This window comes from Coleofasciculus sp. G1-WW12-02 (assembly GCF_040219735.1).
Classification (GTDB): domain Bacteria; phylum Cyanobacteriota; class Cyanobacteriia; order Cyanobacteriales; family Coleofasciculaceae; genus Coleofasciculus.
In genome coordinates this window covers 1-24,689 of record NZ_JAVJRX010000182.1, presented here as the reverse complement: position 1 = coordinate 24,689, position 24,689 = coordinate 1, and the positions used below count along the sequence as shown (strand labels likewise).

General features: G+C 44.6%; 24 protein-coding genes and 1 pseudogene. 12 read left to right on the top strand and 13 right to left on the bottom strand.

All coding sequences use genetic code 11. From position 1 onward, the window contains the following. Positions 1-23: 23 nt before the first annotated feature. Entirely contained in the window at positions 24-206 is a 183-nt protein-coding gene (locus RID09_RS28510) for a hypothetical protein (RefSeq protein WP_446339289.1), read from the top strand. 159 nt (positions 207-365) lie between these two features. Here the strand turns inward: RID09_RS28510 and RID09_RS28505 are convergent, their stop codons facing one another. Further along, positions 366-539, bottom strand: coding sequence for a hypothetical protein (locus RID09_RS28505; RefSeq protein ID WP_446339288.1), 174 nt, complete (start codon positions 537-539; stop codon positions 366-368). Positions 540-643: 104 nt separating this feature from the next. Here RID09_RS28505 and RID09_RS28500 point away from each other — a divergent pair, with 104 nt between their 5' ends. From RID09_RS28500 to RID09_RS28490, 3 genes are all read left to right on the top strand, one after another. Then, entirely contained in the window at positions 644-3,751 is a 3,108-nt protein-coding gene (locus RID09_RS28500) for a tetratricopeptide repeat protein (RefSeq protein WP_446339287.1), read from the top strand. Positions 3,752-3,978: 227 nt separating this feature from the next. After that, positions 3,979-4,371 (top strand): hypothetical protein, encoded by a 393-nt coding sequence (locus tag RID09_RS28495; RefSeq protein WP_446339286.1) that lies wholly within the window; start codon positions 3,979-3,981, stop codon positions 4,369-4,371. A 33-nt stretch (positions 4,372-4,404) separates the two neighbouring features. Continuing rightward, entirely contained in the window at positions 4,405-5,820 is a 1,416-nt protein-coding gene (locus tag RID09_RS28490) for a hypothetical protein (RefSeq protein ID WP_446339285.1), read from the top strand. A 141-nt stretch (positions 5,821-5,961) separates the two neighbouring features. Here the strand turns inward: RID09_RS28490 and RID09_RS28485 are convergent, their stop codons facing one another. The 4 genes from RID09_RS28485 to RID09_RS28470 all read right to left on the bottom strand — a co-directional run bounded on the left by RID09_RS28485 (position 5,962) and on the right by RID09_RS28470 (position 10,868). Further along, positions 5,962-6,804: a peptidase gene (locus tag RID09_RS28485; RefSeq protein ID WP_446339284.1), complete on the bottom strand. Its 843-nt coding sequence runs from the start codon at positions 6,802-6,804 to the stop codon at positions 5,962-5,964. Between the two features lie 39 nt (positions 6,805-6,843). After that, positions 6,844-7,077, bottom strand: a complete 234-nt coding sequence (gene secG, locus RID09_RS28480) for a preprotein translocase subunit SecG (RefSeq protein WP_446339283.1) — start codon at positions 7,075-7,077, stop codon at positions 6,844-6,846. A 63-nt stretch (positions 7,078-7,140) separates the two neighbouring features. Next, a complete protein-coding gene (gene gpmI, locus RID09_RS28475) occupies positions 7,141-8,739 on the bottom strand; it encodes a 2,3-bisphosphoglycerate-independent phosphoglycerate mutase (RefSeq protein WP_446339282.1) in 1,599 nt (532 codons plus the stop codon). A 428-nt stretch (positions 8,740-9,167) separates the two neighbouring features. Next, a complete protein-coding gene (locus RID09_RS28470; RefSeq protein ID WP_446339281.1) occupies positions 9,168-10,868 on the bottom strand; it encodes an ABC-F family ATP-binding cassette domain-containing protein in 1,701 nt (566 codons plus the stop codon). 295 nt (positions 10,869-11,163) lie between these two features. Here RID09_RS28470 and RID09_RS28465 point away from each other — a divergent pair, with 295 nt between their 5' ends. Then, entirely contained in the window at positions 11,164-11,892 is a 729-nt protein-coding gene (locus RID09_RS28465; protein WP_446339280.1) for a class I SAM-dependent DNA methyltransferase, read from the top strand. Positions 11,893-12,028: 136 nt separating this feature from the next. On the opposite strand, the gene RID09_RS28460 is transcribed toward RID09_RS28465, so the two are convergent. Beyond that, the gene (locus tag RID09_RS28460) at positions 12,029-15,172 is read right to left on the bottom strand and encodes a pentapeptide repeat-containing protein (RefSeq protein WP_446339279.1); all 3,144 of its coding nucleotides are present in this window, start codon (positions 15,170-15,172) and stop codon (positions 12,029-12,031) included. 350 nt (positions 15,173-15,522) lie between these two features. Between RID09_RS28460 and RID09_RS28455 the strand changes: the two genes are divergently transcribed. Next, entirely contained in the window at positions 15,523-16,437 is a 915-nt protein-coding gene (locus RID09_RS28455) for a ParA family protein (RefSeq protein WP_446339278.1), read from the top strand. Next, positions 16,430-16,972, top strand: coding sequence for a hypothetical protein (locus tag RID09_RS28450; RefSeq protein ID WP_446339277.1), 543 nt, complete (start codon positions 16,430-16,432; stop codon positions 16,970-16,972). Before RID09_RS28455 ends, RID09_RS28450 begins: the two co-directional genes overlap by 8 nt. A 2-nt stretch (positions 16,973-16,974) precedes the next feature. Here the strand turns inward: RID09_RS28450 and RID09_RS28445 are convergent, their stop codons facing one another. The 5 genes and pseudogenes from RID09_RS28445 to RID09_RS28425 form a co-directional block, all read right to left on the bottom strand. Further along, on the bottom strand, positions 16,975-17,217 hold the full coding sequence (locus RID09_RS28445) for a hypothetical protein (RefSeq protein ID WP_446339276.1): 243 nt from the start codon (positions 17,215-17,217) through the stop codon (positions 16,975-16,977). A gap of 45 nt (positions 17,218-17,262) precedes the next feature. Beyond that, complete coding sequence (locus RID09_RS28440; protein ID WP_446339275.1) at positions 17,263-18,159, bottom strand: Rpn family recombination-promoting nuclease/putative transposase; 897 nt, start codon at positions 18,157-18,159, stop codon at positions 17,263-17,265. A gap of 96 nt (positions 18,160-18,255) precedes the next feature. After that, complete coding sequence (locus RID09_RS28435) at positions 18,256-18,501, bottom strand: helix-turn-helix domain-containing protein (protein ID WP_446339294.1); 246 nt, start codon at positions 18,499-18,501, stop codon at positions 18,256-18,258. Between the two features lie 24 nt (positions 18,502-18,525). After that, positions 18,526-18,747, bottom strand: a pseudogene (locus RID09_RS28430) (helix-turn-helix domain-containing protein); the annotation flags it as partial. 55 nt (positions 18,748-18,802) lie between these two features. Continuing rightward, positions 18,803-19,048: a helix-turn-helix domain-containing protein gene (locus tag RID09_RS28425; protein WP_446339274.1), complete on the bottom strand. Its 246-nt coding sequence runs from the start codon at positions 19,046-19,048 to the stop codon at positions 18,803-18,805. A 122-nt stretch (positions 19,049-19,170) separates the two neighbouring features. Between RID09_RS28425 and RID09_RS28420 the strand changes: the two genes are divergently transcribed. From RID09_RS28420 to RID09_RS28405, 4 genes are all read left to right on the top strand, one after another. Further along, on the top strand, positions 19,171-19,419 hold the full coding sequence (locus tag RID09_RS28420; RefSeq protein ID WP_446339273.1) for a hypothetical protein: 249 nt from the start codon (positions 19,171-19,173) through the stop codon (positions 19,417-19,419). 78 nt (positions 19,420-19,497) lie between these two features. Continuing rightward, positions 19,498-19,857, top strand: a complete 360-nt coding sequence (locus tag RID09_RS28415) for a hypothetical protein (protein WP_446339272.1) — start codon at positions 19,498-19,500, stop codon at positions 19,855-19,857. 32 nt (positions 19,858-19,889) lie between these two features. Next, the gene (locus RID09_RS28410) at positions 19,890-20,399 is read left to right on the top strand and encodes a hypothetical protein (RefSeq protein WP_446339271.1); all 510 of its coding nucleotides are present in this window, start codon (positions 19,890-19,892) and stop codon (positions 20,397-20,399) included. A 65-nt stretch (positions 20,400-20,464) separates the two neighbouring features. After that, positions 20,465-21,352, top strand: a complete 888-nt coding sequence (locus RID09_RS28405) for a hypothetical protein (protein ID WP_446339270.1) — start codon at positions 20,465-20,467, stop codon at positions 21,350-21,352. Between the two features lie 64 nt (positions 21,353-21,416). Here RID09_RS28405 and RID09_RS28400 read toward each other — a convergent pair whose 3' ends face one another. Together RID09_RS28400 and RID09_RS28395 are read right to left on the bottom strand one after the other, a co-directional pair. Further along, positions 21,417-22,187, bottom strand: coding sequence for a tryptophan-rich sensory protein (locus tag RID09_RS28400; protein ID WP_446339269.1), 771 nt, complete (start codon positions 22,185-22,187; stop codon positions 21,417-21,419). Positions 22,188-22,223: 36 nt separating this feature from the next. Further along, positions 22,224-22,778, bottom strand: coding sequence for a response regulator (locus tag RID09_RS28395; protein WP_446339268.1), 555 nt, complete (start codon positions 22,776-22,778; stop codon positions 22,224-22,226). A gap of 826 nt (positions 22,779-23,604) precedes the next feature. Between RID09_RS28395 and lipA the strand changes: the two genes are divergently transcribed. Continuing rightward, positions 23,605-24,534, top strand: a complete 930-nt coding sequence (gene lipA, locus RID09_RS28390; RefSeq protein ID WP_446339267.1) for a lipoyl synthase — start codon at positions 23,605-23,607, stop codon at positions 24,532-24,534. Positions 24,535-24,689 lie beyond the last annotated feature (155 nt).

Genomic DNA, 24,689 nt, shown 5'->3' with positions numbered 1-24,689 from the left:
AATACTTAGTTAAACCAGAACCTATGACTTTTTTGCAACTTGCCGTCATTACCTGTCTCGCCTTTGTGTTGATCAAATTTAGTGCCTCTGTGTTTGGCTATGGCAATAATCGCGTCTTAAATAGCTTGGTTACAGCTATTCTCGCAATCTTTGTCGCCTTTGAACTGGTGAAGCTGGTGCAGGCAATTTTCGTCAAATTAGGATAGGACACTGAAGATCCCCCATCAGGCGCTCTCGGATGGGGCGGTTAAAACCGCATCTACACAAACAAAACCTGCCTTCGCAGGTTTCTAAATCCCACGGGAATCAATTAACCCCCTGTAGTCACCCAATCATAAATATACTGTAGGGGCGACCTGTCTGCATCAATGAACACCACCCATCCACTCAATTTTATCGGGTCGCCCTTGACTTAAATGGCGAATGAATAGAAAACCCGCGATCGCATCCGACCACCCCGATACACGAACGATATAAACTAAAACAATACCCAGACTTTTCACGGTATGTGGCGCAATGCGTGTAGGGGCGGGTTTCACTACTATCTTTTCGGTTGCACCCATAAGTAACTAAACCCGCCCCGACTCAGGTTTCTAGACTTCCCGTGAAAAGTCAGAAACAATAACCCCTTTTCGACAAGCCGATGGTGAAGCAGTTTTTGCGGTGGCTAATCCGGCTAATTCAGCCCCTATTACCACCCTTCCTCAAACAGAAACCACACAGGCGGGTGAAACGTCAACCCCTCAGTGATGCAGACTATCAGCAGCTATTTCGGCAACTGCTAACTGGGGTAAGTCAGGGATGGAACTCAGAAGAGGTATTCCAACATTTAGGACATCGGATGAATGACCGCTATTTTAAAGCGTGGCTGCGAGAGTATGGGAAGCAGTTACGGAAATTGCCAGACGCGGATCATCAGTTGGCGTCGCAGTTAGTGCGGTTGAGTCGGGTAGGGTGTGGGGAATTGGGGGAAATAGCCGCAGAAATTGGTAGGGATTTGTTAATGAAACCTGCGGGGAAAGGGGAGGAAGTGGCGGCGGTGGAACCAAGGAAGAGGGTATCGGCTGAGACATCGCCTCCCGAATCAATTAGTTCTATTGAAAATAGCGATAGTGATCAGGCAGAAGTGTGGTTTAATCGAGGGCTTCAGCAATTTGATGCAGGGGATTTTCTCGGTGCTGTCGCATCTTTTGAAAAAGCCATTCAATTCAAACCTGATTTACACGAAGCTTGGCACAACAAAGGTTTGGCGCTGGCTAACTTAGGAGAATATGAAGAAGCGATCGCCAATTATGACAAAGCCCTTCAATTCAAACCTGATTACTACTATGCTTGGAACAATCGGGGTTTGGCGCTAGCTGATTTAGGAGAATATGAAGAAGCGATCGCATCTTTTGAGAAAACCATTCAATTCAAACCTGATGACCATTTAGCTTGGTACAGCCGGGGTGTAGCGCTGTTTGCATTAGGAAAAAATGAATTAGCGATCGCCAATTATGACAAAGCCCTTCAATTCAAACCGGATTACCACGAAGCTTGGTACAGCCGGGGTGTAGCGCTGGCTAATTTAGAAGAAAATGAATTAGTGATCGCATCTTATGACAAAGCCCTTCAGTTCAAACCGGATTACCACGAAGCTTGGTACAACCGGGGTAATGCGCTGTTTACATTAGGAGAAAATGAATTAGCGATCGCCAATTATGACAAAGCCCTTCAATTCAAACCTGATAAGGACGAAGCTTGGTTAAACCGGGGTGTAGCGCTGGCTAATTTAGAAGAAAATGAATTAGCGATCGCATCTTATGACAAAGCCCTTCAAATCAAACCTGATTACCACAAAGCTTGGCTAAACCGAGGGATTGCGGCTGGAAATTCCCGACACTATAATCCCGAAGCGGCGACTTTTTTAGAGTTCCAATTTCCCAATACCTCCCCAATCTTGCCAAATCATAATCTAACTCAACGGGGTTATCAAGGAGAGTTGTTATCGTATCAGGAAGGCTTAAAGCATTGTCCCCAAGACACGCACCCCGAAGGTTGGGGACTATTGCATCAATACATAGGAAACGCCCACTATCAGCAAGGAAAATATCAGCGCAATTACCGCGACTATTGGCATAAAGCCGTAACCGAATATCACCAAGCCTTGATTACCCTCACCCCAGACGCCTATCCTGAACTACATTTACAGGTTTTACAAGACTTAATTCGCGTCTTATTGGGCTTAAACCAACACACAGAAGCCAAGCAATGGCGCAACCAAGGCTTAAAGGTATTCCAGACGCTATTAAATAGTCAAAAATCCACATTTCAGAAACGCCAACTCCTGGCTAAATTCCTCCCCTTCTCTCAAATCGGGGTCGATGTCTTAGTCGAAGAGGGTAAACCTATCTTGGCACTAGAAACCGCCGAGATGAATAAGAATCTCTATCTCACCTGGATACTTGATTCCCGAAATGAAACGACGCTTAGTCCCGATTATCGCCAGATTCAATCCCTCACTAATCCCACGACGGCGATTATTTATTGGCATCTGAGTCCAAATGCCCTGACGACATTTATTATTAAACACAATAGCGAGAATCCGATTATTATTGATGCGCCTCTCCCCGCGTCGGGGGAAGTCAGGGGGATTAAACCTTTAGAGGATTGGATTAAAACCTGGGATGAATTTTATCAAGATTATCGGAAGAATCCCCCCCAGCCCCCCTTTGAAAGGGGGGAGCCGGAATTGGGGCAATCTTGGCAAAATAAATTACCTAACTTACTCGAAGAATTACAGCATATCCTAAATATTCCCGCCATTTTAACTCAACTGAATCCCGAATCCATCACCAATCCCAGCGCTCACATTCACAATCTAATTCTGATTCCCCACCGCGACTTACACCGCTTTCCTATTCATGCATTATTTCCCGATACCTTCACGATTACCTATCTCCCCAGCGCCCAAATTGGACTCAATTTAAATAACCGTGAAGAGGTACAACCTATTTTGCCCCTACAGGTAGACTATCCCCCTCACAAAGACTGTGAACCGCTTCCCTACGCAGAAATTGAATCGGCGGCGATTGCTCAATTGTTCCCCAATTCTCAGCGCCTGTCAGGTAAAAAGGCGACTAAAACAGCCGTTACCGATGCGATTAACGGAAATTACACTATCTTCCACTTTACCGGACATGGAACCTATAATAACGAGACCCCCCAAAACTCAGCCTTACTCCTCAATCATCAGGATAAACTAACCATTAACGATATCCGTCAGCTTTCCTTAAATTCATATCAACTTGTCACCCTCGCCGCCTGTGAAACGGCGCTCACCGGAAGAGAAACCATTGAAAAAGATTATGTAGGATTAGTCAGTGCTTTTGTTTATCAAGGGGTTTCCCATGTTTTGAGTACCCTGTGGATAATTCCCGATAATATTAGTAGTTTACTGTTCATGGTTTATTTTTACTGGCAACTGAAAAAAGGTAAACCGCCTGCGGTGGCGTTGGCGAAAGCCCAAAAGTGGTTACGAAATCTCACCTATCAGAAGTTGAGGCGATATTATTGGGTGATTTTTCAACAATTACCAAGAGAGGAGAAACCGCTGCGTCCTTTTATCAAACATGAGTTATGGAAAATTGACAAAATGGAACGGGATCAATTACAAGAAAAAATATTTGAGCATCCCTATTATTGGGCGGCGTTTACGATTACAGGTTCCCTCTTGCTCCCCTCTTTTACCCCCCTTTCAAAGGGGGGCTAGGGGGGTGGGAGAGGGGCTGGGGGTGAGGGCTGATGGTGCGTTACGCCTTGCTAACGCACCCTACAATTTGGCGATAATTTGGCGGCAATTTGGTTATAATTTGTCTGGTTGAGCTATTTTTCAACGCAGAGGACGCAGAGGTTAACGCAGAGGTTCGCAGAGGGATTGGGTGGTAGGGAGTCGGATTTAATGGGAAAATAAGGTAAGGTAAATGGAGATGTGTAGAAATGAATGCTAATGACCAACGATTACTAACAGCTTGCCTGAATGCTTTGGCGCAGTTAGACAATCCTTTACCGCCGGATGTGCAATCTAAGTTTCATGATTTGGCGGAAACAATGAAAGCTAATCCTGATACTATCGCAAATTTGGATATTATTGTTGGAGACTATCCTCCTTTAAATGAACTTTACCAAGCAGAACAGGAACGGCTAGATCAAAATGCAGGTGTTCGCAACAAAGGATTACCACCACTTCCTTTACCCAATGAACCAACGCAAGAACTAACGAATTCCGCCATTGATATTTTTAACGCTTCTGATTCTGTTGCTAAAGATAAGGCAAAAAATAATCCCAATCTTCTGCAACGCATTTGGCAAGGGATTCGGGGTAAAGACTGAACAATTTAGGTGGGCAATGCCCACCCTACTAATATGTCTAATTTTATTATCTATCCTAGTATTAACCTTTTTCTCTATGACCTCAAAGAAGGATTAGGACAAAATTTGGCTCAAATTAACCAAAACCGCTATAACTTTTGGCAGAAAGTTTACGGCAATTTAGATGAACAGGATTTTAACGGGAAATACGCCCAACTCCAGCATCCCCAAACTCCAGACACCGATGTCATTCAACTCCTTGATACCCAAATTCAGCCATTCCCCTCACCCTTAGATGGCTGGTACTATCCTCTACAACTGGGTGACACTTACGCGCTTCAGGTGAACTATTCCGGTAAACTAAATGCCAATCATCAATTTAATGATGAACCCCAAGACCTGGATGATAAACCGTTCTATCACCTAAAACAAGACCTGATTCAACGCCTATCTCAGCAAACCGGAACGATTGGACAAACCTGGTTACTCTGGGGTCAACTGACTACCCCGAAAACCGATACCGAAATTGAGGAAATCGCCCAAGATTGCTACACCCAAATCCTCAGCGATTATAACTGGACACGAGACATTATCGGCAAAGGACAGTTAAACGGTGCAACTCTATTTGAACTCTGGTATCGTGCCCCCAATCCCAGCTTATCCCCTCCCGACTTTTGGCAAAACTATCTCAAAGAAAGCCATCACCTGTTAATCTGGCTCTTTCCCCACGACTCCACCCCCAACGCCATGCGAACCCAGGTACAAGCCAGCTATTATGACTGGTTGCGCTTGTTTCAATACCGCCATAAAATTGTTTGGTCGTATTACCAAAGCCAAGCCCAGAAATCTGACCTCAAACGGGAATACGTGGAGATTCAACCCGCGATTCAAGATATTAAACACATCACCGAACAATGTGAAAGAAACCGCGTGAGTTTAGGGCGACTGCAAAAAACTCTGAAAGAACACTTGATTAATTTAGCGGATTATGCTCTTGCCTTAAACGCTCTACAAAACCAAAGCCGTACCCTGACGATTAACCTGGAAAACTATCAGTATCGGCTGCAAAGTATGCAGAAAAAGTATTCAGGGTGTGACTTAACGGTTCTGGAAGAATTCAGCAGTGAACTCTACGCCCAGAAATACCAGCGCCAAGTCGCCTCCGACTGTGAGAACTTCCAACCCGGACTCACCTTACTAGAAAACCTGAATAGTACGCTACAAGGGATTATCGACGTTGAGCAAACCAAGAGCGATCGCGCCTTGGATAATACTATCGCCTTAGCTGGAATTGGACTAGCGATTAGCGGCTTAACCGCCACCGCGATTTCCGTTCAACAACCCCAACCGAAATCTTACACCGACGTTTCGTTTTTATCCTCACCCATTTTTATCTGGAGTCTGGTATTAAGCGCCCCGTTTCTTATCGCCCTCCTCTATCGCCTCATCGCCCATCTGTGGCGGCGGTAAATTGTGTAATAGGTGTTATTCTCTTCCCGGTAGAAGATTACCTATTTTTATCTTCCTCAGCTTCCCCGTGGGGATTGGGCGAAGCATTCGCGTTGAGACTTTGGTAGAAAACCGGTAGATTTGGGCGCGAATGCTTCGCCCCTACAAATACCTCATCTTCCCCTGCTCCCCCTGCTCCCCCTGCTTTGTAGGTATCACCGCCCATCCTAAGCGAGTGGGCTGCTGGTAAATTCGTTTGAGCGTGTTGATATCCCGCACGGAGATTTCCGGGGGATGGCGAACCTGGGAATAGTACATCGTATCCGTTTCCACTGGAGAATGACCCCAAATCCCCAAAGCATGTCCTATTTCATGACGAGCCGTGGCTAGGGTATAGTCTACCGTTTGGTGGGGACTCAGATAAATGGTAAACTTATGTGCTAAAATATCCCGTGGTTCCTTCACTCCTGGACGCAGATAAAATTCGTAGCGAGTTTCTGCAGTACGGGCGCGAATGTTCTCAAATCGTTGGGTTTCGCGGTTAAAGGAGGCTTGCAGAGGGGGACGCGATCGCACAATTGTAATATCTGCCGATTCTGTCTCAGAAACCACCTGTAAGGGCAAATAGACAGTCCATTCCTCTACCGCTTGTAACACGGCATTGTACCAACGATGGAATCGTTGAGCACTAGCCGAGGATTCCGCTGATTCTCTGGGTTGTTCAATATAAACCTGAACCGGAAACTCAGACCAAACCAGATACTCCACGGGGGTTAACTTAATATCCGTCAAATAATCACCGACACCAGTTTGATCATCCCACTGCGCCAATGTTTGGGGGAGGGGGTGAGGTTGAGGAGTTGGGAGAGAGAACGGAATCCCAGGGACATGCCAAGATATCGATAGTAACAGAATTAAACCACTGGTCAAGATCGCTATCCACAAGAGACGTTTCCTGGTGCTATGGAGGAAACGCCTCAGCTTGGGATCGGTAATTTTTCTCATCCCAAATTCTTTGCTTGTTCGATTCAGTGGGGGAAGATATCACTGATTCAACCACCCAGCACTGAGAACAATGGTCAAACCGATAAAGATAATGGCAAGCACCCAGGTAACCCGGTTGAGGGCAGTTTCTGCACTTTTGGCACTGGTAAACAGTTGGGCTTGACCGCCAATTCCACCAATACCATCCCCTTTGGGACTATGAAGCAACACTAAAATAATCAAACCGAGAGCAGATGCTGCCCAAATAATTTGCAGAACTTGACTAACGATCATCGCTAATTATGGCTTACTTGTCAATGGAAATTTGGTCTTGTTGTTTTCGTCCCAGACCAAAGACTACAAGGCAACTCTTACTGGCGTTCGATTCTTCCGCACATCAAACTCCACTGGTTTAATCATAGAACGTCCCGTCATTTCTGGCGGTTGTGGTAGTTGTAAGATGTCCAGAATCGTCGGGGCAATATCTGCCAAACGTCCATCGCTACGCAGGGCAACTTCTGTGCCATGTCCAGGGATTTTTAATTTTTCCCCTTCTATCAGAATAAAGGGTACAGGGTTAGTTGTGTGCGCGGTCCAAGGATTGCCTTGTTCATCTTGCATGTATTCCGCATTCCCGTGATCGGCGATAATGATCGCGGTTCCGCCAACTTTGTTGATATTCTCAATCAACCGCCCCAAGCAGTGATCCACCGTTTCAACGGCTTTCACACAGGCTTGTGTATTTCCTGTATGTCCAACCATATCCGGATTGGCGTAGTTGATCACCACCAAGGAGTAAATCATTTTGCTGATCGCCTTGATCGCCACTTCCGTCACCTCTACGGCGGACATGGCGGGGGCGCGATCATAGGTTGACACCATGGGACTGGGAATGAGTTCCCGATCCTCTCCTTCAAAGGGTAATTCTAAACCGCCATTAAAAAAGTACGTAACATGGGCGTACTTTTCAGTTTCAGCGGTGCGGAATTGGCGCAACCCCTTACGGGCGATGACTTCGCCGAGGATATTATTCAAGTTCTGCGGCTCAAATGCCACCAAAACCGGGAAGTTGGGATCATACTGAGTAAACGTGGCAAAGGCTAGAGGTTTAATCAGTTCCCGTTCAAATGCGCTAAAGTCCGGATCGGTGAATACTTGGGTCAGTTGTCTGGCGCGATCGGGACGGAAGTTATAGAAAATCATCCCATCCCCCGGCTCCACTGCACCAGACGTAATCCGAGTGGGTAGAATAAACTCGTCGGTAATGTCCGCCTGATAAGACGCTTGCATCACCTCAACCGGACTACGACCATCCCCATTCCCATCCTGGGTGATTATGTCGTAAGCTTTTTGGATGCGATCCCAGCGATGATCTCGATCCATGGCATAGTAGCGACCACTAATGGTGGCAATGCGTCCAATGCCGATTTTGTCAATATGCTCTTGAATGGTATGAAGATAGCTGATCCCGGAGTTAGGGTTGGTATCACGACCATCCATAATGGCGTGAACACAAACATCAGAGAATCCTTGGGATTTAGCAAAATCCAGTAATCCCAGCAGATGGTTGATATGAGAATGCACACCACCGTCTGAACACAAGCCAATCAGGTGTAACTTACCACCTTGATGCTTAAGTTCTTGGCTCAATTTCAGCAGGGCTGCATTCTCATGGATAGAACCATCTTCCACAGCATCTGAGATGCGAACTAGTTCTTGGGGGACGACACGCCCAGCACCTATATTCAGGTGACCCACTTCCGAGTTACCCATTTGACCCTCTGGTAGACCTACGTCTTTACCAGATGTCCGAATGGTTGTACTGGGATAAGCCGCCAAAAGGCTATCCATCACAGGGGTTCGAGCGATGGCAATGGCATTTCCATCCATTGCTTCGCGGTAGCCCCAGCCGTCCAAGATGACTAGCACCACAGGAGATACAGGTGCTTGCATCATAGTATCGCTCTTAATTCCTACACTAATTTCACCGCTATGATATCATTAGTTTCTTAAGTTGATAGCTAATCTTTGCCTTTCTTTTGGGTTTTTAGGCGTTTAGCCCGAAAAATTAGCGAGATTTTCTTTCTCTAGAGTCCTCCTCTTCGATAAACTCTATAGAAATAATACTTATTGACACTGTTCTCAATTAGCCCGGTCTTCTATCATGAGTAATACCAAATCCGGATTAGCCACCGCCTTTATAACCCAGGTTCTTGTAGGCTGACTTTGTTTGTGTAGCAGTGATTTTAATCGCTGTGGCAAAAGGGGGTAACTTGAGCGGATTTGGTATAGCTGTGAGGGCAGGTTTTGTCTATCAGGGATAGGAAAAAATTCCGATTAATCCCTGATCGGACAGACATGTCACGGTACGGGTCTACGTTGCTTTATTGACCTTTAGCCGCTGCTTTATTCTTGGCAGCTTTCGCAGCTTTCTTGGCAGCTTTTTCGGATGCGATCGCGGCTAATCTTGCCTGTTCTTTCTCTTCGGCAATTTTATCGAGGTAGTAGTGATAATCACCTAGATAAGTTCGGAACTCGCCATCGCGAATTTCGACAATTTTCGTCGCCACTTGGGAAATAAAATAACGGTCATGGGAGACAATAATCACGGTACCATCATAATGCTGGAGGGCTTCCTCTAACATCTCTTTGGCGGGGATATCCAGGTGATTGGTTGGCTCATCCAATAGGAGTAAATTTGCGGGACGTAGCAGCATTTTTGCTAAAGCCAGACGGGCTTTTTCTCCCCCACTCAGGGATTCGACTTTTTTGAAGACTGTTTCACCACTAAAGAGAAATCGCCCTAATAAGGTACGAACGTCTTCATTTTTCCAATCGGGAACTTCATCATGGATGGTTTCCATGACGGTTTTACTTAACTCCAGCGCTTCGGCTTGATTTTGCTCAAAATAGCCGGGGATCACATTATGCTGACCCAGTTCCACAATCCCTTCCGTGGCGTTTTCCATACCCATCATTAGGTGTAATAGCGTGGATTTGCCTGATCCATTCGGTCCTAAGAAAGCGATGCGATCGCCCCGTTCAACCAGCAAGTCTGCACCGAGGAAGAGAATCTTGTCGTCGTAGGTATGCACCAAATCCTTAATCTTTACCACCTCGCGACCACTACGAGGGGCTGGGGGAAAGCGAAAATGTAAGCTTTTTAAGCTACCCGTTGGCGCTTCGATGCGTTCAACTTTTTCTAATTGTTTCTCACGGCTTTTTGCCTGGGTGCTGCGGGTTGCACTGGCGCGGAATCGCTCAACAAAGGCTTGCTGCTTTTCCAGTTCTTTCTGCTGACGCTCATAGGAGCTGAGTTGGGATTCTTGCATCTCGGCTTTTTGCTGTAAGTAAGCCGAATAATTACCCAGGTAGGTGGTAGAGACGCCGCGTTCTGTTTCCACAATCTGGGTACAGAGGCGATCCAGGAATTCCCGGTCATGGGATACAATCACTATCGGAGTTTTTAAGCCTTTTAGATAATTTTCTAACCATTCGATGGTTTCTAAATCGATGTGGTTTGTCGGTTCATCCAGCAGTAGTATGTCAGGACTTTGCAGCAGGATTTTACCCAAACTCATCCGCATTTGCCAACCGCCACTGAACGCGCTAACTAAGCGATCGCCGTCTTCGGGGGCAAATCCCATTTCTGGTAAGATCTTCTCGATTTGCGCTTCTAGAGAGTACCCATCGAGGGCTTCAAACTGACGCTGCAATTTATCCAGCTTGTGGATCAGGCGATCGAGTTGATCGGGAGCAGCGGTTTCCATGTCCCGTTGCACCTGCGCCAGATTATGCTGTACTTGGTTGGCTTGTGTAAATACCGTCCAAAATTCTTCGCGAACCGTGCGACTGGGATCGACTTCAAACTCTTGGGTGAGGTAAGCGATGTGTAGACTGGTAGGGCGGATGACTTCTCCAGCCGTGGGTTCTATCTCCCCAGCAATAATCTTGAGTTGGGTAGATTTACCCGCACCATTCACGCCAACTAAACCGATGCGATCGCCCGGTTTGACTTCCCAGTTGACATCCTTGAGAACTTCGCCAGTGGGATAAATTTTACTAATGTGTTCTAGTCTCAGCATGGGTGTAATGTCTCAAGCAGATTACAGCAGGGAGATTGAGATACCCGACGTTTTGGGTGCGCCGCTGACTCTCTATCCGTGTTTATCGTAACAAAATTTAATGGATCTATTTATAGGTTCTGATTTAATCACCAATGAAACTCCCGCCATAATCGAGGGCGTCGGTTAGTGCAACCTGAAAGACATCTTTAGGGGTGGGTTTAGGGTATCTACCGATAACCTTTTAACAAAATCCGCCCTTTGTCATAGTGAACCGATAATCTAGAGGGTGTAGCGGGGTTAGCGGTGAGAGAATATGGAAAAGGGATACAAAGAAGACTTGGCATATATCCATGATGTCGGGTTTCGGGATTACGCCCTTAAATCTGCACCTGGTATATTGGCAATCCTCGCTCAAAACCAAATACGAGAAGGCTTAGTGGTGGATTTGGGTTGTGGTAGTGGATTATGGGCGCAAAAACTGGTAAAGGCAGGTTACCACGTTTTCGGCGTTGATAGTTCAGAGTCTATGATCGCCATAGCACGAACCCGAGTGCCAGAAGCGGAGTTTCAGGTTGAGTCACTGTTCAATGTGGATATCCCCGTGTGTAATGCTGTAACCTCTATTGGTGAATGCCTGAACTACCTGTTTGATCCCAAGTGCGATCGCGCTTCACTAATCCAGCTATTTTATCGTGTTTATAATGCATTAGAACCTGGGGGTGTTTTCATTTTCGACATTGTAGAACCCGGACAAGTTGCACCAGGAATCCCCAGCCAGGGATTTACCGAAGGAGAGGATTGGGTTGTATTGGTGGAAAAGCTGGAGGATAGTGAACAGGAACTATTAACCCGTCGAATTATTACGTTTAGGAAGGTGGGGAAATACTACAGACGGGATGAGGAAGTACATCGCCAACAATTGTACCAAGCGACAGATATCGCCGAACAACTGCGTCAAGTTGGTTTTGAAGTGCAAACAATGCGGAGTTATGGTGAATACCCTCTACCGAAATCTCGTGTAGCGTTTATCGCACTTAAATAAATTCAATAAACTACATCCTTGTGACGGTTTTATTATCGATGCCTTCTCTTTCTCCAGGAATAAATCATTAGTGATTTCTTTTATTTTCCCACTCGGAAATTACTCCCAATCGTAGTCTAAAATCCATTTATTACTTCTAACGTCCTAATCCAAACAATTGCCTGAGATTTGGTGGCAGATCAAATGCTGTGTCCATTCCACTGACATCATCCCATGTTGTTTCTATATTCCAGATTATTCCTCCTAGGAATGCACGACTGATGTTAGCACTACTGAGGTTGGCATCTTGGAGAGATGCACCTCGGAGAGATGCACGACTAAGAGATACGTATTTTAGGTTAGCCCCCATTAGATCAGTACTAAGGAGTTCAGCACCACTTAGATTAGCACCACTTAGATTAGTATAACGGCAGGATGCATGATTTAGAAATGCCTGATTCAACTGGGTACTACTGAAGTCAGCACGATCCAAATTCGCACCTCGTAGTTCAGCATTGCTGAGATTAGCTTCTCGGAAGTTAGATCCCCTCAAGTTAGCACGACTAAGATTAGCATGGCTGAGTTCAGCTCTACTGAGATTAGCGCTGCGGAGATCAGCACCACTTAGATTAGTGTTACTGAGATTAGCGTTACTCAAGTTGACTCCCCGCAAGTCAGCACTACTTAGGTTAGCATTACTAAGATTGGCGCTACATAGATTGACCCCCTGAAGGTCAGCGCTACGTAAATCCACACCACTTAGTTCTGCATGGCTCAAAAATTTCCCTACAGTCTGTACAAATGCATCAACTCCAATACAGTAGCTGTAGCCAATAATCCGCCTTAGTCGAGAGCCGTCAAAATCATCATGATCTGGTTGACCACAGGGATAAAAATAAACTGTTTCTTTTAGATTTTTTTTGTCTTGATCAAGGCGATGTAACTCTAAAAGTAAAGTCAATATATTTAAACCTGTATAAATATCTACGGTGTGAATATTTGCCCATCGCTTTTCCACTAACAATTTAGGTTGTTGCCATTGCTGCTTTTTGGTTAAAGGAAGGTTTTTCTCGATTATATCAACATCAATAAACTCTCCATCACACCAACAAAAATAGAAATCCTCTAGGCGTTCAAATAGGATACTTGTATCTATTGTCTCACTAGTATTTAACCAAGCACTCAGATATTCTACAATATCCGGCGTCAGCCCTCCATAACCAAGTAGGTCATAAATTTCCCAATTCATATCATCTCTCGATACTTCATACGAGGTTTGAGGCTTGCCTCCTTTGATTGTCCATGCTTCTAAACTTTCTCGCAGCCGTTCAGCGCACAAAAAATCACTAAAGCTTTTATGTACAAACTCAACTGAACCATCTCGTCCACTGGTCGGTTGTAAGTAAAAAGTGGCAAGAATATTTCTCAGAGGATTTTCCTTGTCCTGAGTCTGTGATCTTTCCAAAGCTTGAGTATACTCTTTACCCTGGCGACGTAGTCGTTGCTCAATCATTGCGATTGATGCATATTCTCCACCAGACTGGACGACACATAGTCCAGCTTCAGCCAGAATTTTCCGCAAATTTTGTACATCTAATTCTGTTAGTGCGGTATTTAAATTATACCCTTGGTCAGAGCGTTGTTTAGTGAGAACCCAATTAAGAGACTGTTCATAAATCAAAATCTTGGTTTCAACACTACTAGCTTGATCAAACATTTCATTATTTAACTGATTATCCCGATGCATGGCTGCCAAGAGATATAGTAATAACGGCTCTCTAGCCAATTCTCGTACTCGGTCTGGCAAACGTTCATCTTGTAAAAACTGGCGAAATGCCGTAGTTTTTTCAGTTCCTACCTGCATTTGCCACTTATCAAGCCATTTCTTCTGGCTTTTGTCATCCATGGGTATGATTTTCACACGCTCCAGATTATTTGGCATCGACAGCTCAATGCTTGGACTCTGTAAGGACAAGGATCTGCCGGTAATCAAAACTCTGTGTCCCTTTTCACCATTCTCTTGGCAACGTTGTTGAAATTTTGCCACTTGGATGATGAATTCTTTTAAGCCTCTATCACTTCTCCCTTGCAATAGCAATTCATCGAAGCCATCCAGCAAAAACAAAAATCGAGTATTGCCATCTGTTAACCAACCACTATCACTCGTAGCAAAATCCCAGCCTATAGCTGTTTGTAGGGTCTTTTCTAAATCCTTGTCAAAGGTTGTGATATCGCGTAACCGGATTAAAATCGGTATCCAGATAGGATAAAAGTGCCGTCTGACCCAATCGGCAAACATGCGACAAAATACACTCTTCCCCCGTCCAGGTTCACCTTCAATGAACATGACCTGATTCTGTTTAGCAGAATCTTCAAGTATCTTCTGCGTCCATTTCTCTATATCAATTGGCTTTGACCTTTCATCTAGTTCACCACTTGGCTTTACAGGTTGTACCTTCAGCGATACATAGATATCTAGGAACGTAAATTCTTCATCAAATACTCGCTCAATTGGTTTCTGCTTAATTTGCCTATCCAGATAGTTGTCAATACTCTGATATTTTTCCAAGTCTCGCCGCCAGCCATCACGATACAAGTCGGCTAGGCGTTTGACTGAATCTCCTGCCTCAACTAAGGCTTGTATCATATATCGGTGAGTACCGTGAGCAACCCGCCTTGATAAAAGCTGGGCTTGAGTTTTATTGAGTCCTGCCTGACAGAACCGAGCGGTTAACACCTTGTTGAAATCGTGCGCTAATTTGGATTCATGAAAGCACAAAAGTGCTTTTTTGGCTTCTGACTCATCCAGCTCAAGATTCTGACCTAAGTCTCTAATCTGCTTGACAATTTCTTCTGAAGTTCGAGTTTTACCAATTCGGTTTAACTCTGACAAAGTTTGTTCAGGTAAAAACTCGTAAGTTTTCTGTAAACTTTCTAAATATGCCGCTTGGCTCACAAATGCCACACACTCTTCCAGAGAGAGTTCTCGCTTAGTTTGTTTCAGGTAAAATGCTAGTAGTCCGGTTGCCAAGGGTATGAACGGTAAGCTTGTCCCTAGAATTTGAGCTGGAGGTGAGTTGAGTACCTCTAATAGTGAGGAAATTTTCCCTATCCATGGGGCTAATTGCCGGACGTTGCTCCCTTCTTCTTTGAGTGTCTTCGCCAAATCTAAAACAGCTTTTGCCGCCTCTGTTCCACTCTTTAGTGTTTCTGAACCACTCGTTACTCGATCGACTGAAAGTAACTGATCAACGTCAGTATTCAAAACCTTCCAGATGTTTTTCCAGAGCTTGCTTGCCATGGCTACTTATATTATCGATGACCCGTTCTCATAGGGTAGCTACTTTTTCTAGGGGCTGTCACCCTACACCAACTTTGACAACCAAGAGGAGTCAAAACAGACAAGTGTATCCTATAATACAAAAAACGGCAGTTCTGCCTTGTCCTCCTGATCCTCCGCTCCCCTAAAGTCTTAACCGAACACTCCTCAATATCCTGAGCTTAAGCAAAATTTTAACCTTGCTGTCTCCAGAAGTATAAGCTATAGTAAAGAAAAAATCTGTGACTCACAACCTCGATTTTGTATTACATAAGTTGTCTTACACAGTTGCCGACTTTTGAGAAGACTATATATCATATCTGTTTTTTTAAATGCGTACAATTGCAATCCATACCTCAAAGGGAGGCGTTGGCAAAACCACTTTAGTTGTTAACCTTGCTTATGAACTAGCCAAACTTAACTATAAGGTTTTAGTGGTTGATTTGGATGATCAAGCTAATGCTAGTCTTTCTTTAGGTGTTAACGAAGCTGATAAATTAGATAAAGCTTCTAGCTTTGAAGAATTTAAAATAATTTTAGAGACTTTCAAGCAGAGAAAAGAACTTATAGATTTTTTATGTGACTACGAGTTACCCAGCTTTGATTACCAAGAATATATAAGACCATCTGCTCTCAATGCCGATCTAGAAGATATATCTACCTGTAGTGGTATAATTGACGTATTACCGGGTAGTTATCGAACTACAGATAAGGCAATTAGTAACTTGCTAATGCCGCAAACACGATTGGATACAGCACTTCAGACAGCAGGCATCGCTAATAATTATGATTATGTAATCATTGATACACCTCCAAGTTCAACTGATATTGCTAAGGGGGGCTTAATTTCAGCTCAGTACCTACTTATTCCAACTCAGCTAGAGTATCTATCAGTATATGGTATCAATACACCACTAGATTTCATGCGGCGGGTTCGACAACAATTCAGGCATCAACGAGGTATGGTTCTGGGAATAGTCCCCATGATGACGCAAAAAAGATCACGACTTAATAGTATGGTTAGAAAGTTACTGGAAAAACGACTTGAAACAGAGGATAACATTCCAATATTGCCAGAAATCCATCGCTCTGACTATATCAGCCAAGCGTCGAGGGCACGTAAGCCCATTTCTCTATTTGCTCAACAGCAATCGAAAGCTGAAAATATCGCCGAAGAATTTATAGAATTGACTCAAAAAGTTTTAGAAAGAATAGAGGTTATTGAAAAGGAAAATAAAAATGATTGAAGATTTTAAACAAATTGAAACAAAACCTTATTTAGTTGCCGTGAACCAATTAGAGGTTCCTCCGGGTAAACCGGAAGCTTCAAAAGCAGAATTTGAAAACATTTCACAGGCATTACAAACATGGAATACTAATTTTTCTCTTCCAATTGCTTGTTTAACGGATAAGGACAATAGCTATCGTCTATTGACGGGTTTACCTATCTATCAAGCGGCTGTAAATGCAGGAATGCAGCGAATTTGGGTATTTTTGATTTCGGCAGATCAGAGGGACACTGAAAAAGCCATTGAACAAGCTCTGTTACAGTCAAAACTCAATCAAATCATTCTTGATTCTCAAGATATGACGAATTTCATTAATTTCCTCAATGATCATAAATCTGATCTTACTCAAATTTATGGTATTGGGGATAATTATGCCAAGCAAATTATTAGTAAACGCCCTTATAATGATCTAAAAGATTTGCAGAAAAAACATGGTAATAAACGACCATTGAATTGGGCAAAAGGCTACAAAAAGATGAAAAGTGAAACTTAAATTTACTTCTTAGATATACTGGCTTCAAACAAAATCATCAGATGCTCTAACTGCTCATATAAATCAAGTTCTGTAGCTTCAGTTTCTGTTAATGTTCCTTCTCGGTTTTTGTCTAGCAGCGTGCGGAGACGTTTTTGGGCTTCTGCGGAAACTTTGAAGGTAGTGATTTCTTGAGGAGTAGGGCGGGTGATCAGAAAGTCTAGAACTTCAGTGTAGGCAATTGGAGCATCTGTTTTGCTAGTCATGCTGCTACATCTCCAACTCTTTTACTTGAATGCTTACCTAGGGGCTTATGGCCCCTCTAGCCAACTTTCCACATCCTGTACACTCTCAAAATCGAAAATATTCTCTGTTAAACTTTCCAATTTTTCAAGAGACAAATCTTCAAGTCTACTGGTTATTGCAACTGGAATTTCTCCAAAACGCTTTTTCAGTAAACGCATAGCGAGAGCAATAGTTTGTTTGATTCGCCCTTGTTCTTCTGCATAAGTTATCCGCCCTTTCTCGTCTTGTAACATTATCCCTCGGCGATCAACTATTTCTAATTCTTCCACAGTCATCTTGGCTTGATTGGCAATATTTAAAGCGAGTTCTATCTCACTGACTTCGCCTAAACTATCTGGTATTGTATCCAAGGTAGCAGCTTCTTTAATAAAATAAATCCACTTATCAGTTAAACTGTTTAATTCTGACAGGGTTTTCTTGAATTTAGGCAATTCTATAAAAATGAGTTGCAATTCTACATCAGGATATTCAATTTTTTTTGTCTTTTCCTGAAAGACAAATTGATTAATCACATCGGAAGTCTGGTTAAACAGGATAAAATCGGTAATGGTTACAGCAATTACTGGGGTGAGACTGAGATACTCTTCTCCAATTCCTAGTTGATTGCTATAAGCTTTACTCAGGTTATAAATTACCCGTTTACTAAAAGCACTTACCCGCGCTATTTGCATTTCAATCACTACAATAGACCCATCAGCCAAAACCGCTTTAATATCCAGATAAGTATCTTTTAATGTCATCGCCTGACCCGGATTATAGGGATTGACAATGGTTAAGGATTGGATGATTTTTTCCTCTCCATAAATAATGGCATTGAGAAAGCTGATTAATATCTCTTTGCTTTGCTCGGAACCAAATATTTTCTTAAAGGCATAATCGACTTTGGGACTGATAAACTTCATGGTTTCTCCCTTTTTAGCCTGAAGTGATGGAATCTTTGGTTTATGTTATCACAAAAAACTGTGTCAAAAGCTTATGACTGCGTAACAGTGCATCCTCTAAAACGATTTCTCATCCTCATCTGACTCATCCAGATACAACCTAATAAACTCCTCGGCTGCTGCTGGATTAAGCTTATTCAACCCCTTCCTAATTTCGAGAATGGCATCACCTCCTGGATCTCGACTCTCATTGACCCAGTGGTGAATTGTTGATCGCCCAATACCCATTGCTATCGCCAACTTATTTTGGCTAATGCCGTAAGCTTCCAACACCTGTCTTAAAGATTTTCCTGCCTTTCGCATGGTTTCTATAGTGCCAGAGGCAAATGACTCATCCAAATACAAGCCAATAAACTCCTCAGCTGCTGCCGGATTAATCGTATTCAGTCCCTTCCTGATTTCTAGGATGGCATCGCCGACGGGATCTGCCACCTCATAAACCCAGCGGTGAACATTAGAACGCCCCACTTGCATTACCACGGCTAACCGATTTTGAGTAATGCCATAACGTGCCAAAACCTGTTTGAGTGCTTTGCCTGCTTTTCCCATGCCTGAGATTGTGTCAAAGGCTGACAACTGGATAAATGTTGACAAAACCCGTTCCCTACAACGACTCCTCACCCTCATCTGACTCATCCAGATACAACCTAATAAACTCGTTGGCTGCCGCCGGACTAATCTTATTCAGTCCTTTTCTAATTTGGAGGATAGCATCACCGGATGGATCTCGATTTTCATTAACCCAACGGTTGATACTGGAACGTCCAATACCCATCGCCACCGCCAACTTATTTTGGCTAATGCGATAGGTATCTAACACCTGCTTTAACACTGTGCCTGCTTTTCCCATGCCCTTGATTGTGTCAAAGGCTTACAACCACGTAAATGTTGACAAAGTTCGACATCAAGATAAAATTAAGAGTGTTGCACTTTGTCAACATTACCGTCAACTTGAAAAGCAGTTAAATCCCTATGACACAAGAGTTTATTCCCAACCCAACCCCCAACCAGCAAACCCCTCTCCCTGCCAATCCACCATCAGAACCCAATCGAGTCCCCCTCAAAGTCTTAGTCATTAGCACTCCCCAAGGCGTCAGTAACACCATTCACACCTTTTACCGCCTTGGCTACGCCCAAGTCAGTGAATGGAGCAAACCTCAGCCGACTCAAAATCCTGGTGAGGTAATGAGTATCCTGAGTCGCCGTATTCAGGTTGACTAATCGGTAGCAAAAATAACCTAACCCCCTTCTGTCGCTAAGAAGGGGGAACAATACACTCATCTTAAATCACGAATAGTCATGCAACCCTTACGCCACCGCATCAATCCCCAAACCTTCGTCATCACCCTCCAACAAATCGCCAAATACCTGAAAATTAACCCAAAGCGTATCCTCAACTGGGAAAAGTGGTATAACGTCCTCTGGGTACATATCGAAGGATTGGGCGGTTACTTTATTAGTTACCGCCAGCTAGAACAGTGGATTGCCGCTTGTCGTACCCTAATCCGCTTCTGCCCAAACCTGGAAACTCTCAATACCCTGTGGTCACTCATCCTACAAGAAACTCAACGATATACAAAAGAAGGCTTTTCTCGACTCGAAGCCATCTGGCAACAACGGCAAACGTATTTGCGCGATCGCTATGGCAAAATGAGGTAATCTCGGCACACACGATTAGAAAGATAACCCTAATGTCAAGAATAGGTAAAATCCTCACCGCTTTATCACTCTCGCTATTTTTACTGGTAACGGCTTGTGCCGCACCATCCACCGCTCCCCCACCTTCTACCCAAGCACCTCAAACTAGCACTGAGCAACCCACTCAGGCGCCCACAGGCGAACCTTTGGCTGGAGGGCAATTTAATAAATTCTTCCCCAACCCTAGCGGTGATTACCAGCGAATATTTGCCCAAGAGAAAACCGGATTTGCCGAAGCGAAGTTGAAACAGGATGGCAAGGATGTGGCGGTGCTATCGATTAATGATTTAGCCAATAACCCCAGTGCGGCTAAGAAATTCCAGGATAGCACTAAAACAATTGCAGGCTATCCCGGTGTAGAACAGGGGAAGACACAAACTGCGATTCTAGTTCGCGATCGCTTCCAAGTCAAAGTCCAATCCCGTGACGACTCCTTTACCCCTAGCGATCGCGAGGCTTGGTTGGAAAAATTTGACCTGCAAGGATTATCCCAACTCAAATAAAATTGGTCATTGGTCATTGGGAACAAACTAAAGATATCATTGAAACGATTTATAGGAGACTTTACGTGAGTAAATCTATTATTGAATTAGTTGATAACTTACCTCAAGGTGGGCTAACCGTTTCCGTCTTGAAAGCATTAGACTTTGTTGCTCCCGGTGATTGGCAAAATGTAGTCGGCTTTGAAAATACCGTGCGCGAGGTTACAGGTGAAGATGATCCGGCATTAATTCAGGATATTAGTGAACGCGCTCTTTGGCTCTATAATGACAAATCCCAAGGCTATCAACGGGCAATTTGGCTTTTTCAATCCGTTGATAGTGCGGATTTCGCTCTCGGTGCGGCTGCTTTAGCCAACAAAATTGGTGAACGAGTTTCATTGCTGGGATTTTTAAATCGGTTGACACCCAAAGCTGATACGGCACAAACCATCGATCTGTGTTTAAAAGTTGTGGCAGAATTGGTGGCGTTTTGTCAAATTAATGGCATTCCTGGAGACAGTATTGGGGATTTTGTCAATGCTTTAGCCGATTATAGCGGTGAGTCAATGATCCGGATGGCGGGACTCATCTGTATTGATGGGTTGATTCCCCTGGGACCAGATTTCATTCAAGTGGCGCAATCGACTCTTTCTGGGTTAAGTCCCTCTCGCTTAGAACAAAATTCAACCTTCCAACAAATCAGCAGCTTAATTCCAGGAAATAGTTCTCAAGGAAAGCTGAACTTTATTGGGGAAAGCTTCGATGCGGTAAAAGGTTGGATGGGGGGTGTCGTCGCCGCGAGAGGGTTGACACCCAAAAAGGTGGTTAATCACCTGCAAGGATTTGTGGAAATTGCGGATGATAAGTTGGACTATCTTGCCGCATTCTTAGACACGTCAACGAATTATTACGAACATACTGGCACTCAAACCGTCGCCCGTCGTTTAATCGAACGAGCAGCGGCTGAAATTTGATCAATAAATACCCCATTCATAGCCATCGCCTACCCAATCATCATCGCCCAAGCCATAGAGAATGTCAGTGGCGGTAATGTTTCAACCCAGCGAATAACAAAAGCGCGATCGCGAATCCCCCAGCGACTCCGGAAATCAGTGGGGTATCTGTATGACGCAGTGCGATCGCAATATATGCCCAAGCAATTACTAGGGGAAAGGCAATATCCGATCGCTGAATAATCACCGTTGCTGTGATTACCGCCCCGACAATGAGGGCAATTGCCGTCCACGCTGAAGGGTCAATCCCCCACCCACTCCAGCCGAGGTCGTAGAGTACAATTGCTACATTCAGAATTGTGGCTACACTTATCCACGCCAAATAGATACTCACAGGAATGTGAACATACCATTTCTGCTTCCGAGACACCCTGACAGAACCAATGCCCAACCGCAAATAAACTCGAATCAGTGGCACTAAAATCCCCAGCATCGCCACCAGCGACAGCGCGAACTGGCGATACTGGAACAGAAACACCCAAGCAATCTGGGCAAAACTCGCCAGCACTAAACTATAGCCCATCTGGCGCAAATGAGGATTTTGCTCCTGGTTGGGCAGTACCTGATAGATGCCCAAACTAATCAAACCCAGATAAATAATTCCCCAGATGGCAAAGGCATAGCTGGCTGGGATAATCTTAATCTCTCCAAAAATAGTATTGGAGATTTCGCCGATTGTCAGTCCACCAATCGGTGCGATATTTGCCCAGATATTAATGCCAAAAGCAGCGAGGATAGCACTTAACGTGAGAACTTGCCTAAGGCGATCTGGGTTTAAAGAGTTGAACTGTTTCATGTTACCGCCGAGTTAAAATCTCGGTTATGCTGGAGGTCACTTAAGTTTTTGTTTAATAAATGCCACGAGCTGTCCCATTTGTTTCTTCAACCCATCAATTTCTGCCTGTAAATGTTCAATTTTTGCATTTAAGGCTTGAACTTCGTCTGATGAAACACCGGGAGCTTCAGCCGCAGGAACTTCTTCTTTGGGCGGCACAGCCATGACTGGGCGTTTTTTAGCCTTTGCCATCGCTTCCTTAATCGCATCAACCAGTTGCTTCTTTTCAAAGGGCTTTTCGACAAAGGCAAAATACTCAAATGGCTCAGGTATTTTTTCCGTTACTTCTTCCTTGCGACCTGACATTAATACCAAAGGAATGCTCTGGAGAGTACCATCACTTTGAATTTGTTGGAAAACCTCCCAACCGCTCATTTTAGGGAGCAGGAAATCTAACATAATTAGATTGGGATGCTCCTGATGGATTAGATTGAGACCTTCAATACCATCTTTGGCTTCTAGCACTTCAAAGTTACCGGGCGGCAACATTTCTTTAACGCGCATCCGGATGACTCGACTGTCATCAATAACTAATATTTTATGGCTTGCCACGACTGACTCCTTTGGAGAGATAAAAGAAAAACGTCTTAAGCCCAGGTAGAGCAGACCCCATAATTCCACTCAGACAGACCTTACAGAGTCTGTTTCCGGGAAAACAACGGATGACCGACCCACACCTGTAACTCTTTTGCTGTTTTGAGATCGAACCCAAAAGCACTCATCGAAAATTGAGGTTGGTAAGGGGGCGAATGGAAACCCCTGTCATTTATGTATGGGGAGGATCTTGCCCTCTTACATAAACAGCAGTCCGACAGGACTTCCTTTGAGTGAGAAGCTGTTGGTATCCATTACCCTCGTGTAGACGACTGCATATTTGAATTGAAACCCCTACCGCCTTGGATTTACTTGCCGCGTTCGATGTATTGCATTCACCTTTCGTCTGGGCAATTACAGACTCGTGTTTTCAAGCTGTACGCATAGGGGTTAATTTTTGGGGTATGGTTGCCCCTAACTTCCGTTTCCGGAGTGACGTTAGCTTCGCATAAGTTATGCCTCGGTACTATCTCCAACACACTGGTTTAACCCTGTAAGCCTGTTTAATGCTGGAGTTGTAGAGCTACAAACTAGCTACGAATTTGTAGGTACGAACTTTAACTCTTGGGCATAACGTAGACCGCGTAGGTCTTAGGCTGGTCAGGTATGGGCTTTATTCCAAGCCCCCGCCTTTAGGCGTGGGGTTCCTGACTGTCCATGATTCTAGATTAATCTGCTTGGTTGGTTGAGAGCAAAACTCGGATCGAATCAGAGTCCGAGTAAAATGCTTTACCATTTGTATCGTAAAGAGTAACACTCTTGCTGATAGCTCATCAAAATTACTATGGATTTGCCTACTCAACCCAATCTGTCTGCTAAAAACCTTTGGCGAGAGGAAATTACTGCCCTACCGACTTGGTTGCGACGCCCCATTGGTAACGCCAGTGATATCTCTACGGTGCAGCGCATTGTTAAACAACGGCAAATTCACACGATCTGTGAAGAGGGGCGCTGTCCCAATCGGGGGGAGTGTTACGCTAACAAAACGGCGACCTTTTTGCTAATGGGTCCAACCTGTACCCGTGCTTGTGCTTTTTGTCAAGTGGATAAGGGTCATTCTCCTATGCCCCTTGACCCGGAAGAACCCCAGAAAATTGCTGAATCGGTTCAGTTATTGGGATTGCAGTATGTGGTACTGACATCAGTAGCGCGAGATGATTTACCGGATCAGGGCGCAGGTTGGTTTGTTGCCACAATGGATGCCATCCGGCGACTGAATCCAGATACCCAAATTGAGGTGCTAACGGCGGATTTTTGGGGTGGGAGAGGTACAGACAATCAAACTCCAACCGAGTTGCAGCGCCAACGGGTGAAAACGGTGGTTCAGGCGCATCCAGTTTGTTATAACCACAACATTGAAACCGTAAAACGACTGCAAGGACAAGTGCGCCGGGGTGCCCAATATGAGCGATCGCTGGATGTTCTGCGCCTCGTCAAAACCCTTGACCCGACAATTCCCACGAAGTCAGGATTGATGTTGGGACATGGAGAGACGGAAGCTGAGGTGATAGAAGCCATGGAGGATTTGCGCCGCGCTGAATGCGATCGCGTCACCCTAGGACAATACATGCGTCCCTCTCTGGAACACCTGAGAGTGCAACGCTATTGGACACCAGAGGAATTTGACCGACTCGGTGCGATCGCCAAAGACATGGGTTTCACTCACGTCCGTTCCGGTCCGTTGGTTCGCAGTTCCTACCACGCGGGTGAATGACAGATGATACCATGGTGACATACTCCCGACGCTCATGCGGCAAGCATAGAGCGCGGGCTTCTCAGTGACTCCTGGTATCCCATAGGACGTTACCTGAGCTTTATTGACGGAATGCCCTACCGCCAAATACTTGATGTTTATTGCTGCGTTATGGT